Genomic DNA, 16,107 nt, shown 5'->3' with positions numbered 1-16,107 from the left:
TGGGGTTCTTACTCCTCGTCCTCGAGCCAGCCCATGGTCCGCTCGACGGCCTTGAGCCAGCTCTTGTACTCACGGTCGCGGGTCTCCGCGTCCATGCGGGGGGTCCACTCGGCGGCCCGACGCCAGTTGGCGCGCAGGTCGTCGGTGCTGGTCCAGAAGCCGACGGCGAGACCGGCGGCGTAGGCGGCGCCGAGGCAGGTGGTCTCGGCGACCATCGGGCGCACCACGGGGGCGTCCAGGAAGTCCGAGAGGGTCTGCATCAGCAGGTTGTTGGAGGTCATGCCGCCGTCGACCTTGAGGGCCGCGAGCTCGACGCCGGAGTCCTTCGTCATGGCGTCGGTGATCTCACGGGTCTGCCAGGCCGTGGCCTCCAGGACGGCGCGCGCGAGGTGCGCCTTGGTGACGTACCGGGTGAGGCCGGCGATCACACCGCGGGCGTCGGAGCGCCAGTACGGGGCGAACAGACCGGAGAAGGCCGGCACGAAGTAGGCGCCGCCGTTGTCCTCGACCGAGAGCGCGAGCGTCTCGATCTCGGCGGCGGTGGAGATCAGGCCCATCTGGTCGCGCATCCACTGCACCAGCGAACCGGTGACGGCGATCGAGCCCTCGAGGGCGTAGACCGGAGCGGCGTCGCCGATGCGGTAGCCGACCGTGGTCAGCAGGCCCGAGTACGAGTTGATGATCTTCTCGCCGGTGTTCATCAGCATGAACGTGCCGGTGCCGTACGTCGACTTGGCCTCGCCCTCCGCGAAACAGGTCTGGCCGAACAGGGCCGCCTGCTGGTCGCCGAGCGCCGAGGCGACCGGGATGCCGCCGAGCAGCTCGCCGAGGCGGCCGCCGGTGACCTCGCCGTAGACCTCGGCGGAGGAGCGGATCTCGGGGAGCACGTTCAGCGGGACGCCGATGGACTCGGCGATCTTCTCGTCCCACTCCAGGGTGTGCAGGTTCATCAGCATGGTGCGGGAGGCGTTGGTGACGTCGGTGTAGTGCTTGCCGCCGTCGACGCCGCCCGTCAGGTTCCAGATGACCCAGGTGTCCATGGTGCCGAAGAGGATGTCGCCCGCCTCGGCGCGCTCGCGCAGCCCCTCGACGTTGTCGAGCAGCCAGCGGGCCTTGGGGCCGGCGAAGTACGAGGCCAGCGGCAGGCCGGTCTCGCGGCGGAAGCGGTCCTGGCCGACGTTGCGGCCGAGCTCGCGGCAGAGGGCGTCGGTGCGGGTGTCCTGCCAGACGATGGCGTTGTGGACGGGCTCACCGGTGTTCTTGTCCCACAGCAGCGTGGTCTCACGCTGGTTGGTGATGCCGATGGCCTTGATGTCGTCGCGGGTGATGCCGGCCTTCTCGATGGCTCCGGCGACGACTTCCTGGACGTTGGTCCAGATCTCGTTGGCGTCGTGCTCGACCCAGCCCGGCTTCGGGAAGATCTGCTCGTGCTCCTTCTGGTCGACGGAGACGATCCGGCCGTCCCGGTCGAAGACGATGCAGCGCGAGGACGTGGTGCCCTGGTCGATGGCGGCGATGAAGGGGCCGGCGGTGTGCGCGTCGGTCACTGTGTGCTCCTGGGGTTCCGTGGATAAGGGGGCTGTCACGACTGTCTGTACGGCGCGGTGCTGGTCAAGCGCGATGAAGGCCGAGGTTCCTCGTGGATCGCGTGGTTCTCGCGGTGCTCGCGGTTTCCATGGCCTTCATGCTCTACGTGCTCTTAAGCAAAGGCGACGTTGTAGATGCCTGCAGCGATCGCGCCGCCGATCAGCGGACCGACCACCGGGATCCAGGCGTAGCTCCAGTCGGAGCCGCCCTTGTTGGGCAGGGGCAGGAGGGCGTGCACGATGCGCGGACCGAGGTCACGGGCCGGGTTGATCGCGTAGCCGGTCGGGCCGCCGAGGGAGAGACCGATCGAGACGACCACGAGCGCGGTGATCAGGGCGCCCAGGTTGCCCAGGCCGTTGCCCTTGTCGTTCAGTCCCTGCGTGAGGACGGCGAGCACCAGTACGACGGTGCCGATGATCTCCGTGGCGAGGTTCTGCCAGACGACCCGGATCTCCGGGCCGGTGGAGAAGATGCCCAGAACGGGGCCCGCGCCCTGCTCCTGGGCCTCGACGGCCTTGGTCTTCGTGGCCTGCGCGCCCGGACCGCCGACGATCTCCTTGTCGGTGAGGTGCGCCTGGAACTGGCCGTAGTAGGCCACCCAGACCAGGGACGCGCCGATCGCGGCGCCGAGGAGCTGACCGGCCCAGTACACCGGGACGTTGCTCCAGTCGCCGTCCTTGATCGCGAGTGCGAGGGTCACGGCCGGGTTCAGATGGGCGCCGGAGAGAGGCGCCGAGGTGTAGACCGCCGTGAGTACCGCGAAGCCCCACCCGAAGGTGATGGCGAGCCAGCCGGCGTTACGGGCCTTGGAGGCCTTCAGCGTGACAGCGGCGCAGACGCCGCCGCCGAGCAGGATGAGTATGGCGGTACCGATGGTCTCGCCGATGAAGATGTCGGAGCTGGACACCCGCGACTCCTTTGTCCTTCGTCCAGGGAAGCCGAACCCCGGTCCCACCGGGGGTTCGAGCGCCCTCGGGGGTGAGAGCGATGCCGGCCTTTGGCGTTGTCACACTCTAGCGCGTATTGCCGGTAGGTGTTCGACAATGCCGACCGATGGACGGGAGTCTTGCCCCGGTGTTACGTGTGCGTCAAGAGTTCGGTTCTCGAAAACGCGATCGTTATTGTTCGCTGCGAGTTATCGATCTTCGGGCGGTGCGCCCACTCTCGCCCTCTTTGGGGGCTGTTCGCCCGTTTTCGGGCATGGCGAAGGGCCGGAACGCCGTACGACGTCCCGGTGCGCTTCTTACCTACTTCTCAGGGGGGAGCGGCTGCTCAGGAGGGCCTGGGGCCCGGAGCCGGCCTGCTGCCCGGAGCCGGCCTGCTGCCCGGAGCCGGCCTGCTGCTCAGAACCGTCCGGCGCCCAGGTCGCGGGAGACCGCGCGGGCGCAGTCCCGCACCGCCGCGATCAGCTCGGGGCGCAGCTCGCCGTCCCGGCCCAGCCGTTCCACGGCGCCGGTGATGCCGACCGCGCCCACGGGCATGCGCCGCCGGTCGTGGATGGGCGCGGCGATGGAGGCCACGCCCTCCCAGGTCTCCTCGACGTCCGCCGCGTACCCACGCGCGCGCGTGACGTCGAGGATGTGCTCGAAGTCCGCGAGCTCGCACACCGTGCGGTCCGTGAACGGCTTGCGGTCGGCCTCCAGCGCCTCGCTGTGCGCGACCGGGTCGTACGCCGACAGCACCTTGCCCAGGGCCGTGGAGTGCAGCGGCTGCATGGCGCCGATCTCCAGCACCTGCCGGCTGTCGTCGGGCCGGAAGACGTGGTGCACGATCAGCACGCCGTGCTGGTGCAGCACCCCCAGATGGACGCTCTCGCCGCTGGAACGGGCCAGGTCGTCCGTCCACACCAGGGCGCGTGCCCGCAGCTCGTGCACATCGAGATAGGTGGTGCCCAGCCGCAGCAGCTCCGCGCCCAGCTGGTAACGCCCGGAGGCGTCGTCCTGTTCGACGAAGCCCTCCTGCTGGAGGGTGCGCAGGATGCCGTGCGCGGTGCCCTTGGCCAGGCCCAGCGACGAGGCGATGTCCGACAGTCCCAGCCGACGCTCGCCGCCCCCGAGCAGCCGCAGCATCGCGGCCGCACGTTCCAGCGACTGGATGTTCCGTGCCATCGCCGTCCTGCCTCCGTCCCCTCAACCGTCCACGCGCGGCATTCCCTGCCGCCGTTCGGCAATGTCGAACACTACCGGTCCATGTCGACCTCCCGCTAATGGTCGGTCGATATGTGTTACGCCATCCGTCCCCGCGGAGTCACCCGGCCGTTCGCGCCGCCGTCCTCGTCCGTCCCGTGGACGCCCCTGACCATAAGTCCCCCGTCCCGGCTACCCTGACGGCGTGCGCACTCCCCGGGAAGTCGTCCCGCACGCATCCTGGGAGTGACGCAAAGCCGACAGCCGTCGCATCCGAGGGAGCCCTTTCATGGCCTCTGTGCCGCCGACCCCTTCCGCCGACAGCCGGACCCGTGTGTCCGCGCTCCGAGAGGCCCTGGCCACCCGGGTGGTGGTGGCCGACGGAGCGATGGGCACCATGCTCCAGGCCCAGGAGCCCACCCTGGAGGACTTCGAGAACCTCGAGGGCTGCAACGAGATCCTCAACATCACCCGGCCCGACATCGTGCGCTCCGTGCACGAGGAGTACTTCGCCGCGGGCGTCGACTGCGTCGAGACGAACACGTTCGGCGCAAACCACTCCGCCATGGCCGAGTACGACATCGCCGAACGCGTGTACGAACTCTCCGAGTCGGGCGCCCGCATCGCCCGCGAGACGGCCGACGAGTTCGGCGCCCGTGACGGCCGCCAGCGCTGGGTGCTCGGCTCCATCGGCCCCGGCACGAAGCTGCCGACCCTCGGCCACATCGGCTACGGCACCCTGCGCGACGGCTTCCAGGCGAACGCCGAGGGCCTGCTCGCCGGCGGCGCGGACGCCCTGATCGTGGAGACCACCCAGGACCTCCTGCAGACGAAGTCGTCGATCCTCGGCGCCCGCCGCGCGATGGAGGCGACCGGCGCCGACGTGCCGCTGCTCGTCTCCATGGCGTTCGAGACGACCGGCACCATGCTGCTGGGCTCCGAGATCGGCGCCGCGCTGACCGCGCTGGAACCCCTCGGCATCGACATGATCGGCCTGAACTGCTCGACCGGCCCGGCCGAGATGAGCGAGCACCTGCGCTACCTCGCCCGCCACTCCCGCACCCCGCTGCTGTGCATGCCGAACGCCGGCCTGCCGATCCTCACCAGGGACGGCGCGCACTTCCCGCTCGACCCCGAGGGCCTGGCCGACGCGCAGGAGACCTTCGTACGCGACTACGGGCTGAACCTGATCGGCGGCTGTTGCGGCACGACGCCCGAGCATCTGCGACAGCTCGTGCAGCGGGTCCACGGGGCCACGCCCGTCGAGCGCCACCCCCAGCCCGAGCCCGGCGCCGCCTCCCTCTACCAGACCGTCCCGTTCCGCCAGGACACCGCGTACATGGCGATCGGCGAGCGGACCAACGCCAACGGCTCGAAGAAGTTCCGCGAGGCCATGCTGGACGGCCGCTGGGACGACTGCGTGGAGATGGCCCGCGACCAGATCCGCGAGGGCGCCCACATGCTGGACCTGTGCGTCGACTACGTCGGCCGTGACGGCGTCGCCGACATGGAGGAGCTGGCCGGACGCTTCGCCACCGCCTCCACGCTGCCCATCGTCCTCGACTCCACCGAGGTCGAGGTCCTGCGCGCCGGACTGGAGAAGCTCGGCGGCCGGGCCGTCATCAACTCCGTCAACTACGAGGACGGCGACGGCCCGGAGTCCCGGTTCGCGAAGGTCACCCGCCTCGCCCAGGAGCACGGCGCCGCGCTGATCGCGCTGACCATCGACGAGGAGGGCCAGGCCCGCACCGTCGAGACCAAGGTCGCCATCGCCGAACGGCTCATCGAGGACCTGACGACGAACTGGGGCATCCTCGAGTCGGACATCCTCATCGACACCCTGACCTTCACCATCTGCACCGGCCAGGAGGAGTCCCGGGGCGACGGCATCGCCACCATCGAGGCGATCCGCGAACTCAAGCGCCGTCACCCGGACGTGCAGACGACCCTGGGCCTGTCGAACATCTCCTTCGGCCTCAACCCGGCCGCCCGCATCCTCCTGAACTCGGTCTTCCTCGACGAGTGCGTCAAGGCGGGCCTCGACTCCGCGATCGTGCACGCGTCGAAGATCCTGCCGATCGCCCGCTTCGACGACGAACAGGTCAAGACCGCCCTCGACCTGGTCTACGACCGGCGCGCCGAGGGCTACGACCCCCTCCAGAAGCTCATGCAGCTCTTCGAGGGCGCCACCACGAAGTCCCTCAAGGCCGGCAAGGCCGAGGAACTGGCCGCGCTGCCGCTGGACGAGCGCCTCAAGCGCCGCATCATCGACGGCGAGAAGAACGGACTGGAGTCCGACCTCGCCGAGGCGCTGCAGTCCCGCCCCGCCCTCGACATCGTCAACGAGACCCTCCTGGACGGCATGAAGGTCGTCGGCGAACTGTTCGGCTCCGGCCAGATGCAGCTGCCGTTCGTCCTGCAGTCCGCCGAGGTCATGAAGACCGCGGTCGCCTACCTCGAACCGCACATGGAGAAGACCGACGCCGACGGCAAGGGCACCATCGTCCTGGCCACCGTCCGCGGCGACGTCCACGACATCGGCAAGAACCTCGTCGACATCATCCTGTCCAACAACGGCTACAACGTCGTCAACCTCGGCATCAAGCAGCCGGTCTCCGCGATCCTGGACGCCGCCGCCGAACACCGGGCCGACGTCATCGGCATGTCCGGGCTCCTGGTCAAGTCCACGGTGATCATGAAGGAGAACCTCCAGGAGCTCAACCAGCGCGGCCTGGCCGCCGACTACCCGGTCATCCTCGGCGGCGCCGCCCTCACCCGCGCCTACGTCGAGCAGGACCTGCACGAGATCTACGAGGGCGAGGTCCGCTACGCCCGCGACGCCTTCGAGGGCCTGCGCCTCATGGACGCCCTCATCGGCGTCAAGCGGGGCGTGCCCGGCGCGAAGCTGCCCGAGCTGAAGCAGCGCCGGGTCCGGGCGGGCGCCGCGGCCGTCGAGGTCGAGGAGCACCCCGAGGAGGGGCACGTCCGCTCCGACGTCGCCGTCGACAACCCCGTCCCCAAGCCCCCGTTCGACGGCACCCGCGTCATCAAGGGCATCCAGCTCAAGGAGTACGCCTCCTGGCTGGACGAGGGCGCCCTCTTCAAGGGCCAGTGGGGCCTGAAGCAGGCCCGCACCGGTGAGGGACCGACGTACGAGGAACTCGTCGAGACCGAGGGCCGGCCCCGGCTGCGCGGCCTGCTGGACAAGCTCCAGACCGACAACCTCCTCGAAGCGGCCGTCGTCTACGGCTACTTCCCCTGCGTGTCCAAGGACGACGACCTGATCATCCTGGACGAGCAGGGCAACGAACGCACCCGCTTCACCTTCCCCCGCCAGCGCCGCGGCCGCCGCCTGTGCCTGGCCGACTTCTTCCGCCCGGAGGAGTCGGGGGAGCGGGACGTCGTGGGCCTCCAGGTCGTCACCATGGGCTCCCGCATCGGCGAGGAGACCGCCAAGCTCTTCGAGTCCAACTCCTACCGCGACTACCTCGAACTGCACGGCCTGTCCGTGCAGCTGGCCGAGGCGCTCGCCGAGTACTGGCACGCGCGCGTACGGTCCGAACTCGGCTTCGCCGGCGAGGACCCCGCCGACGTCGAGGACATGTTCGCCCTCAAGTACCGCGGCGCCCGCTTCTCCCTCGGCTACGGCGCCTGCCCCAACCTGGAGGACCGCGCCAAGATCGCCGACCTGCTCCAGCCCGAGCGGATCGGGGTGCACCTCTCCGAGGAGTTCCAGCTGCACCCCGAGCAGTCCACCGACGCGATCGTCATCCACCACCCCGAGGCGAAGTACTTCAACGCACGGTGAGCGCACGGCGCGTCCACGGCGAGCCCCGTGCCCGCCCGCGCCGCGCGGTGCGACGCGGGCCACTCCGTGCGGTGCGACGCGTCCCACTCGCATGGTGCGACGCGTCCCACTGAGCACACTGATCCGATAGGTCGTACACTGGTCGGTCCACTGCAGGCCGGTTCCCCGCGCGGGAACCGGCCTGCTCGTCCCCCCCAGGAGGTACGTGGATGACCAGCACGGTTCCCGCGCCAGTGACCCGCACGGCCCAAGGCTCGGCCCTGCAGGCCGTGCTCCTCGACATGGACGGCACCCTGGTGGACACCGAGGGCTTCTGGTGGGACGTCGAGGTCGAGATCTTCGCCGGCCTCGGCCACACCCTCGACGACTCCTGGCGCCATGTCGTGGTCGGCGGCCCGATGAGCCGCAGTGCCGGGTTCCTCATCGAGGCGACCGGAGCCGACATCACCTTCCCCGAACTCGCCGTCCTGCTCAACGACGGCTTCGAGGACCGCATCACCCGCGCCCTGCCCCTGATGCCGGGAGCCGCCCGGCTGCTCGCCGAGCTGGCCGAGCACCAGGTCCCCACGGCCCTCGTCTCCGCCTCGCACCGGCGCATCATCGACCGCGTCCTGGCCTCGCTCGGCGCCCAGCACTTCACCCTGACCGTGGCCGGCGACGAGGTCCCGCGCACCAAGCCCCACCCCGACCCCTATCTGCTCGCGGCCGCCGGACTCGGCGCGGAGCCGGCCAGATGCGCCGTCATCGAGGACACCGCGACCGGGGTCGCCTCGGCGGAGGCGGCCGGCTGCCACGTCGTGGCCGTGCCCTCCGTGGCGCCGATCTCCCCGGCCGCCCGACGCACCGTCGTGCCCTCGCTGGAACAGGTCGACCTGACATTTCTGCGCGGGCTGATCACGTACTGACCTCACGTACTGACCTCACGTAAGAACATCAGGTCCTGAACATCAGTCATGAACACATCGTTGAACATCACGTACGGAACGCGCTCCGATGATCGCGACGGCGATCAACTGTGATCGGTCGATGACGGAAATGCGATAGGGGTCACCCAGCGTGCACCGCCGATAACAAGAGAAATTCGGCGGGTGTACGCGCAGTGGAATTCCGATCTTCACCGACGGCCGAATTCCGTTCCCTGCGAGCATGGTCGGCCTTGTGATGTTCCCCACGTCACAAGGGGTCGACAGGGGTCCTTCCGTGTGCCGTAACCCTTGAATCCAGGGGTTCGGACGTTCCTTTGTGTCCCGATTGATGGACTGCTGCACGAATCCTTCCGCTGACGCTTGTTCAGTGCGTCCACAGCCGGTTTCGCTGCGTGATGAGGATTCAACTCCGGTGGCCGCGAACCCTCGTGCTGGTGCGGACTAATCTCGACGCGAGAACATCGACCTCACCCCGTGATCCGCCGCGACACCCCTGCATGCCGGATACACGGACCTGACAGCTCTGGAGAAACTCGAGCATGAACCGCAAGACTTTGGTGCTGCCGGCCGTGGTCGGTCTGCTCGCGCCCGTACTCGCCGCCTGCGGCGGGGCCGACAGCGGGAGCGGCGGCGGCGACGCCATCGTCGTGGGCACCACCGACCGGTTCACCGCCACCAAGGACGCCCCGGCGCCGCTCGACCCGGCCTACGCCTACGACGTCGGCACCTGGAACATCCTGCGCCAGACCGTGCAGACCCTGATGATCCAGCCCAAGGGCGAGGGCGACCCCGTCCCGGAGGCGGCCAAGAGCTGCAGCTTCACCGACAGCGGCAACGAGCGCTACGCCTGCAAGCTCCGCGACGGTCTGAAGTTCTCCAACGGCGACGCCATCACCGCCGAGGACGTGAAGTTCTCCATCGACCGCGCCCGCGCGATCAAGTCCGACTCCGGCGTGTTCGCCCTGCTGTCGACCATCGACACCGTCGAGACGCAGGGTGACAACGAAGTCATCTTCCACCTCAAGACCGCGGACGCCACCTTCCCGTTCAAGCTGTCGACCCCCGTCGCCGGCATCGTCAACCCCGACGACTACGAGAAGGACAAGCTGCGCGAGGGCTTCGCGGTCGACGGCTCCGGCCCGTACACCCTGAAGGCCGACACCGACGGCGACGACATGACCAAGGCCGTGTTCACCAAGAACCCCAACTACAAGGGGACGCTCAAGGTGAACAACGACGAGGTCGACATGGTCTCCTACGACGACGCCGACGCGATGGGCAAAGCCCTCGACAAGGGCGACATCGACCTCATGACCCGCAGCATGTCCCCGGAGCAGATCCAGAAGCTCTCCGACGCAACCGGCTCCAGCGACACCGACCTGGTCGAGCTCGCCGGCCTCGAGATCCGCTACCTCGCCTTCAACACCACCGCCCCCGCGGTGAAGTCGAAGGCCGTGCGCCAGGCGATGGCCCAGGTCATCGACCGCGACGGACTCGTCTCCGAGGTCTACGGCTCCCAGGCCGAGCCCCTCTACTCGCTGGTCCCGGCCTCCATCACCGGCCACTCCAACTCCTTCTTCAACACCTACGGCGACCCCAGCGTCACCAAGGCCAAGGCCCTGCTGACCGCCGCCAACATCACCACGCCGGTGAAGCTGACGCTGAACTACACGACCGACCACTACGGCCCGGCCACGAAGCAGGAGTTCGAGGTGCTGAAGAAGCAGCTCGACGACAGCGGCCTGTTCGACGTCACCATCAAGGGCGCCCCCTGGGAGACGTTCGTCCCCGCCGAGCGCAAGGGCGAGTACGCCGTCTACGGCATGGGCTGGTTCCCCGACTTCCCCGACGCCGACAACTTCGTCGCACCGTTCCTCGACAAGGACAACTTCCTCAAGTCCCCGTACGCGAACAGCGACATCATCGACAAGCTGATCCCCGAGTCCCGCCGCGAGGCCGACCGGGTCACCGCCGGCCAGAGCCTCACGGAGATCCAGGACATCGTCGCCGATGACGTCCCGATCCTGCCCCTGTGGCAGGGCAAGCAGTACGTCGCCGCCAACAACGAGATCACCGGCACCGCGTACGTGCTGAACTCCTCCGCCACCCTTCAGCTGTGGGAGCTCGGCCGCGGCGCGAGCAACTGACGCACCCCTGAAGGTCCGGGGCCCGGGACGGCGGCCCCGGTGTGACGAGAAACGACGACAAGGCATTTCGTGAACCTGCGCAACCAGTGGCCAGTCCTGCCGATCGTGGCGGGGCTGGCCTCCGGCCTGTTGACCGGCTGCGGCACCCAGAGCGGGGGCTCCGGAGGCGACGGCTCCTCCGTGGTCCTGGGAATGTCCGACGACGTCCTGGCCACGGACCCGGCGTCCGGCTACGACCCCGGCTCCTGGCTGTTGTTCAACAACGTGTTCCAGTCACTGCTCAGCTTCCCCAAGGGCGCCACGGAACCCGAGCCGGACGCGGCGAAGGACTGCTCCTTCACCGACGCCGACACCCAGGTCTACGAGTGCACCCTGAAGGACGGCCTGAAGTTCAGCAACGGTGACGCCCTCACCTCCGAGGACGTCAAGTTCTCCTTCGACCGCATGCTGAAGATCGACGACGACGCCGGCCCCGCGATCATGTTCCCCATGCTCGACAAGGTCGAGACGCCCGACGACAAGACCGTCGTCTTCAAGCTGAAGGTCCCCGACGCCACCTTCCCCAGCAAGATCGCGTCGGGCGCCGGCTCCATCGTCGACCACAAGGAGTACGACGCCGACGGTCTGTGCGAGGACGGCGGCGCCATCGGCTCCGGCCCCTACAAGCTGGACTCCTTCGGCGACGACGAAGCCGTCTTCTCCGTCAACGAGAACTACCGGGGCACCGCCGACGTCCAGAACAACGGCGTCACCCTGAAGTTCTTCAGCGGCGACCAGAAGGCCCTCAAGCAGGCCGTCCTCGACCACGAGATCGACATCGCCTACCGAGGCCTCACCGCCACCGACATCTCCGACATCGAGCAGAGCACCGACTCGGGCGCCGAGGTCGTCGAGGGCAGCAGCGCCGAGGTCCAGCACCTGGTCTTCAACATGGACGACCCGGTCGCCGGCAAGCTCGGCGTACGCCAGGCCATCGCCTATCTCCTCGACCGCGAAGCCCTCGCCGAAGGCGTCTACCAGGGCACCGCCGACCCCCTGTACTCGATCATCCCGGCCGGCATCGCGGGCCACAACACCGCCTTCTTCGACCGCTACGGCGCCCGCCCCTCCCCGGCCAAGGCCGCCGCCGCACTCCAGGACGACGGCATCACCGGCAAGGTGAAGCTCACCCTCTGGTCCACCCCGTCCCGCTACGGCCCCGCCACCGACCAGGAACTCAAGGCCATCGCAGGCCAGCTCAACGCCAGCGGCCTGTTCGACGCCGACGTCAAGTCCGTCGCCTACAGCCAGTACGAGAAGGACATCGCCGACGGCAAGTACGGCGTCTACGTCAAGGGCTGGGTGCCCGACTACCCGGACGCCGACAACTTCACCGCCCCCTTCTTCGGCGCCGGCAACGTCCTGGACAACCGCTACACCAACAGCACGATCACCGACACCCTGATCCCGCGCACCGCCGCCCAGAGCGACCGCGCCGCCACCGACGCGGACTACGGCCGGATCCAGGACCTCGTCGCCGAACAGCTGCCCGTCATCCCGGTCTGGCAGGCCAAGCAGTACGCGGTCGTCGGCGAGAACGTCTACGGCCTGGAGAACTGCCTCGACGCCTCCACGGTCTTCCGCTTCTGGGAACTCAGCAAGAGCTGACCCCTCGAGAAGAGCTGACCCCGACACACACCACACAGGCCAGACGGCACGACAGAAGGGCGCCCCCGATGAGGAGGCGCCCTTCTGTCGTCCTGCGTCCTGTCCTGCGTCCCGTCCGGCCGACTGCGTCCCGTCCGGCCGACTGCGTCCCGTCCGGACGGGACGTAGGCCTACTGCGCAGGCCTACTGCGCGCCGGGACGCACCAACCCGCTCTCGTACGCGTACACCGCGGCCTGCACCCGATCCCGCAGCCCCAACTTGGTCAACACATGCCCGACATGCGTCTTCACGGTGGTCTCGCTGACGAACAGGTCGGCCGCGATCTCCGCGTTCGACAGCCCCCGCGCCACCAGCTTCAGCACCTCCACCTCACGATCGGTCAGCGTGTGCAGGGTGTCCGGCACCGGCTCGTCGCCCGACGGCAGATGCGTGGCGTACTTGTCGAGCAGCCGCCGCGTGATGCTCGGCGCCAGCATCGCCTCGCCGGCCGCCACCACCCGGATCGCCTGCACCAGCTCGTTGGCGGGCGCGTCCTTCAACAGGAACCCGCTCGCCCCCGCCCGCAGCGCCTCCACGACGTACTCGTCGAGGTCGAAGGTGGTCAGCACCAGCACCTTCGCCGGCCCGTCCCGACCAGGCCCGGTGATCTGCCGAGTCGCCTCCACGCCGTCCATCCGGGGCATACGGATGTCCATCAGAACCACATCGGGCTGCAACGCCCGTACCTGGTCGAGGGCCTGAAGCCCGTCTCCGGCCTCGCCGACGACCGCGATGTCCTGCTCGGCCTCCAGGATCATCCGGAAGCCGGTGCGCAGCAGCGGCTGGTCGTCGACCAATAGGACGCGGATGGCCACGTGAGTCTCCTTCGCTAGTCCGGCCCCATTCTGCCCTGCTCCCCGCCCTCGGACTCGGCCGCCCTCACCGGCGGCTCTCCCTGCACCGGCAGCGGATACGGCGGGGGAGTGCCGCCGAACTCCGGGCAGTGCGCCTGGTGGTCGCACCAGCCGCACAGCTTCGTCGGCCGCGGCCGCCACTCACCCGTCTCCGTCGCCAGCCGGATCGCCTCCCACAACGCGAGCAGCTTGCGCTCCACCCGCTCCAGATCGGCGAGCACCGGGTCGTACGTCAGCACGTCGCCGCTGCCCAGATACACCAGCTGCAGCCGCCGCGGCACCACGTTCTTCAGCCGCCAGACGACCAGGGCGTAGAACTTCATCTGGAACAGCGCGCTCTCGGCATACTCCGGCCGGGGCGCCTTCCCCGTCTTGTAGTCGACGATCCGCACCTCACCGGTGGGCGCCACGTCCACCCGGTCGATGATCCCGCGCAGCCGCAGACCCGAATCCAGCTCCGCCTCGACGAACAGCTCCCGCTCGGCCGGCTCCAGCCGCGTCGGATCCTCCAGCGTGAACCAGCGCTCCACCAGCCGCTCCGCCTCCGACAGCCAGCCCGCCAGCCGCTCGCCCTCCGGATCGTCCGCGAACAGCTCCACCACCTCGGGCCTCGACTCGCGCAACCGGTCCCACTGACCCGGGATCAACGACTTGGCCCCCGCCGCGGTCCGCTCGGCCGCCGGCGCGTCGAACAACCGCTCGAGCACCGCGTGCACCAGCGTCCCCTTCGTCGCCGCCGGACTCGGCTTCTCCGGCAGCCGGTCGATCACCCGGAACCGGTACAGCAGCGGGCACTGCATGAAGTCACCGGCGCGCGACGGCGACAGCGAGGCCGGCGCCGTGGCCACGACCGCCGCCCTCTCCCGTACCCCCGCGGTCGGCTCGGCCGCCACCCCACCGCCGTCGCCCGCCCGCGCGACATCCTCGCTGCTGCTCTCCATGACCACAGACCATACGGCCCACCACTGACAGTCACCCAGTCGCGCCCCGCGGTCGCCTCCCGAACCCCGGCGACGGCCGCGCAAACACAGGGGGTGCCGGGGCGGAACGCGTCACGACAGCCGCATACCATCGGTCCCAGACCCTTCCGCCCGCCAGGAGCGGAAGACGCTTCGATCGAGGGGACACCGTGGTGGAAAGCGGCGGGAGCGGGCGGCCGCGGCCGGACAACGAAGAGTCGGCCGAGCACCCCCTGACACCTGCGCCCCAGGCCACCGCACCCGCGCAGCCCCCGGGCCCCGGCACACAGCCGGGGGAGCGGCCCGACACCCCCAACCCCACGCCGACCCCGAAACCGACCGAACACCCCACCCCCGAGCCCCCGGCAGCCAAGCCGGAACCCGCTTCCACGCCGGAGACCGGTGCGGAACCCGCGTCGGGCGCCGAGCCCGAGCCCGAGCCCACGCCCGCGTCGGCGAACGAGCCCAAGGTGGCATCGGCGACCGAGCCGGAGCCCACGCCCTCGTCGGCAACCGAGCCGCGACCCGCCTCCAGGCCGGAGACCGGCGCGGAGACCGCGCCCGCGACCGGCCCGGAGTCCGTCTCCGCCTCCGCGACCGACCCGGAACCCGCCTCTCCACCGGAAACCGGTTCGGAACCCTCCGCTATGCCCGAGACCGGACCGGAACCCGCGTCGGGCACCGAGCCCACCCCCATCCCCGCCTCGGCGACCGAGCCGGACCCCTCTCCCGCTGCCGCCCCCGCGACGCACCAGGAGCCCCCTCCCGCCCCCACGGGGGAGCCGACCGCCCGCACCCCCGCCCTCACCAAGGGCCCCCCGCCCCAGCGCCCCCCGGAGCAGCCCCGGGGCGGGCTGCTGATGGGACGGCCCTTCGGCGTGCCCGTCTACGTGGCCCCCAGCTGGTTCCTCGTCGCCGCGCTGATCACCTGGGTCTTCGGCGGACAGCTCGACCGCGTGCTCCCCGACCTCGGATTCGCCCGCTACCTCGTCGCCCTCTTCTTCGCGGTCGCCTTCTACGCCTCCGTCCTCATCCACGAACTGGCCCACACCATCGCGGCCCTCCGCTTCAAACTCCCGGTCCGCCGCATCCAGCTCCAGTTCTTCGGCGGCGTCTCCGAGATCGAGAAGGAAGCCGAGACCCCCGGCCGCGAGTTCTGGCTGGCCTTCGTCGGCCCCCTGCTCTCCCTCGCCCTCGCCGGCGTCTTCTACCTCGCCATGCAGCCCGTCGAGCCCGGCACCGTCCCCGGCGTCCTGCTGGCCGGCCTGATGATCTCCAACCTCATCGTGGCGATCTTCAACCTCCTGCCCGGCCTCCCCCTCGACGGCGGCCGCATGCTCCGCGCCGTCGTCTGGAAGATCACCGGCAAGCCCATGAGCGGCACCATCGCCGCCGCCTGGGTCGGCCGCGCCCTCGCCGTCTCCGTCCTCGTCGGCCTCCCGCTCCTCACCCAGACCGGCGCCCTCGGCTCCACCGCCGAGGACAGCGTCGGCATGGACACCGTCACCGACGCCCTGCTCGCCGCCATCCTCGCCGCGATCATCTGGACCGGCGCCGGCAACAGCCTGCGCATGGCCCGCCTGCGCGAACACCTCCCCGACCTGCGCGCCCGCACCCTCACCCGCCGCGCCGTCCCCGTCGAGACCAACACCCCCCTCTCCGAGGCCCTGCGCCGCGCCAACGACGCCGGCGCCCGCGCACTCGTCGTCGTCGACGCCCACGGCGAACCCCTCTCCCTCGTCCGCGAGGCCGCCATCGTCGGCGTACCCGAACACCGCCGCCCCTGGGTCGCCGTCAGCGGCCTCGCCCAGGACCTCACCGACGGCATGCGCGTCTCCGCCGAACTCGCCGGCGAGGACCTCCTCGACGTCCTGCGCGCCACCCCCGCCACCGAATACCTCGTCGTCGAGGAGACCGGCGAGATCTACGGCGTCCTGTCCGCCGCCGACGTCGAACGCGCCTTCGTCAAGGCCATGGCCCGCCCCAACTGACAAGCCCCCCGAAGCAGTGGTC

General features: G+C 69.7%; 10 protein-coding genes. 5 read left to right on the top strand and 5 right to left on the bottom strand.

What is annotated here, in order from left to right; all coding sequences use genetic code 11:
• Window positions 1-8: 8 nt before the first annotated feature.
• From glpK to OG562_RS07385, 3 genes are all read right to left on the bottom strand, one after another.
• Window positions 9-1,547, bottom strand: coding sequence for a glycerol kinase GlpK (gene glpK / locus OG562_RS07395; RefSeq protein ID WP_266395042.1), 1,539 nt, complete (start codon window positions 1,545-1,547; stop codon window positions 9-11).
• Between the two features lie 152 nt (window positions 1,548-1,699).
• Entirely contained in the window at window positions 1,700-2,494 is a 795-nt protein-coding gene (locus OG562_RS07390; protein ID WP_266395041.1) for an MIP/aquaporin family protein, read from the bottom strand.
• Between the two features lie 436 nt (window positions 2,495-2,930).
• Window positions 2,931-3,695, bottom strand: coding sequence for an IclR family transcriptional regulator (locus OG562_RS07385; RefSeq protein ID WP_266395038.1), 765 nt, complete (start codon window positions 3,693-3,695; stop codon window positions 2,931-2,933).
• Between the two features lie 307 nt (window positions 3,696-4,002).
• Between OG562_RS07385 and metH the strand changes: the two genes are divergently transcribed.
• The 4 genes from metH (at window position 4,003) to OG562_RS07365 (ending at window position 12,241) form a co-directional block, all read left to right on the top strand.
• The gene (gene metH / locus OG562_RS07380; protein WP_266395036.1) at window positions 4,003-7,521 is read left to right on the top strand and encodes a methionine synthase; all 3,519 of its coding nucleotides are present in this window, start codon (window positions 4,003-4,005) and stop codon (window positions 7,519-7,521) included.
• A gap of 209 nt (window positions 7,522-7,730) precedes the next feature.
• Window positions 7,731-8,426 (top strand): HAD family phosphatase, encoded by a 696-nt coding sequence (locus OG562_RS07375; protein ID WP_266395033.1) that lies wholly within the window; start codon window positions 7,731-7,733, stop codon window positions 8,424-8,426.
• Between the two features lie 560 nt (window positions 8,427-8,986).
• On the top strand, window positions 8,987-10,594 hold the full coding sequence (locus OG562_RS07370) for an ABC transporter substrate-binding protein (protein WP_266395030.1): 1,608 nt from the start codon (window positions 8,987-8,989) through the stop codon (window positions 10,592-10,594).
• Window positions 10,595-10,663: 69 nt separating this feature from the next.
• The gene (locus OG562_RS07365) at window positions 10,664-12,241 is read left to right on the top strand and encodes an ABC transporter substrate-binding protein (RefSeq protein ID WP_266395028.1); all 1,578 of its coding nucleotides are present in this window, start codon (window positions 10,664-10,666) and stop codon (window positions 12,239-12,241) included.
• Window positions 12,242-12,424: 183 nt separating this feature from the next.
• Here the strand turns inward: OG562_RS07365 and OG562_RS07360 are convergent, their stop codons facing one another.
• Together OG562_RS07360 and OG562_RS07355 are read right to left on the bottom strand one after the other, a co-directional pair.
• Complete coding sequence (locus tag OG562_RS07360) at window positions 12,425-13,096, bottom strand: response regulator transcription factor (protein WP_020141342.1); 672 nt, start codon at window positions 13,094-13,096, stop codon at window positions 12,425-12,427.
• 14 nt (window positions 13,097-13,110) lie between these two features.
• On the bottom strand, window positions 13,111-14,076 hold the full coding sequence (locus tag OG562_RS07355) for a RecB family exonuclease (protein ID WP_266395025.1): 966 nt from the start codon (window positions 14,074-14,076) through the stop codon (window positions 13,111-13,113).
• A gap of 188 nt (window positions 14,077-14,264) precedes the next feature.
• Between OG562_RS07355 and OG562_RS07350 the strand changes: the two genes are divergently transcribed.
• A complete protein-coding gene (locus OG562_RS07350; protein WP_266395022.1) occupies window positions 14,265-16,085 on the top strand; it encodes a site-2 protease family protein in 1,821 nt (606 codons plus the stop codon).
• Window positions 16,086-16,107: the final 22 nt, after the last annotated feature.

The organism is Streptomyces sp. NBC_01275, assembly GCF_026340655.1.
In the GTDB taxonomy this organism is placed as follows: domain Bacteria; phylum Actinomycetota; class Actinomycetes; order Streptomycetales; family Streptomycetaceae; genus Streptomyces.
The sequence above is the reverse complement of the archived record's forward strand: the minus strand, read 5'-3'. Positions and strand labels throughout refer to the sequence as shown.

What these genes read in the sequence shown, in the direction of transcription:
- OG562_RS07385 (WP_266395038.1), bottom strand. Translation starts at nt 3,695, where the DNA reads ATGGCACGGAACATCCAGTCGCTGGAACGTGCGGCCGCGATGCTGCGG.
- metH (WP_266395036.1), top strand. Translation starts at nt 4,003, where the DNA reads ATGGCCTCTGTGCCGCCGACCCCTTCCGCCGACAGCCGGACCCGTGTG.
- OG562_RS07375 (WP_266395033.1), top strand. Translation starts at nt 7,731, where the DNA reads ATGACCAGCACGGTTCCCGCGCCAGTGACCCGCACGGCCCAAGGCTCG.
- OG562_RS07370 (WP_266395030.1), top strand. Translation starts at nt 8,987, where the DNA reads ATGAACCGCAAGACTTTGGTGCTGCCGGCCGTGGTCGGTCTGCTCGCG.
- OG562_RS07355 (WP_266395025.1), bottom strand. Translation starts at nt 14,076, where the DNA reads ATGGAGAGCAGCAGCGAGGATGTCGCGCGGGCGGGCGACGGCGGTGGG.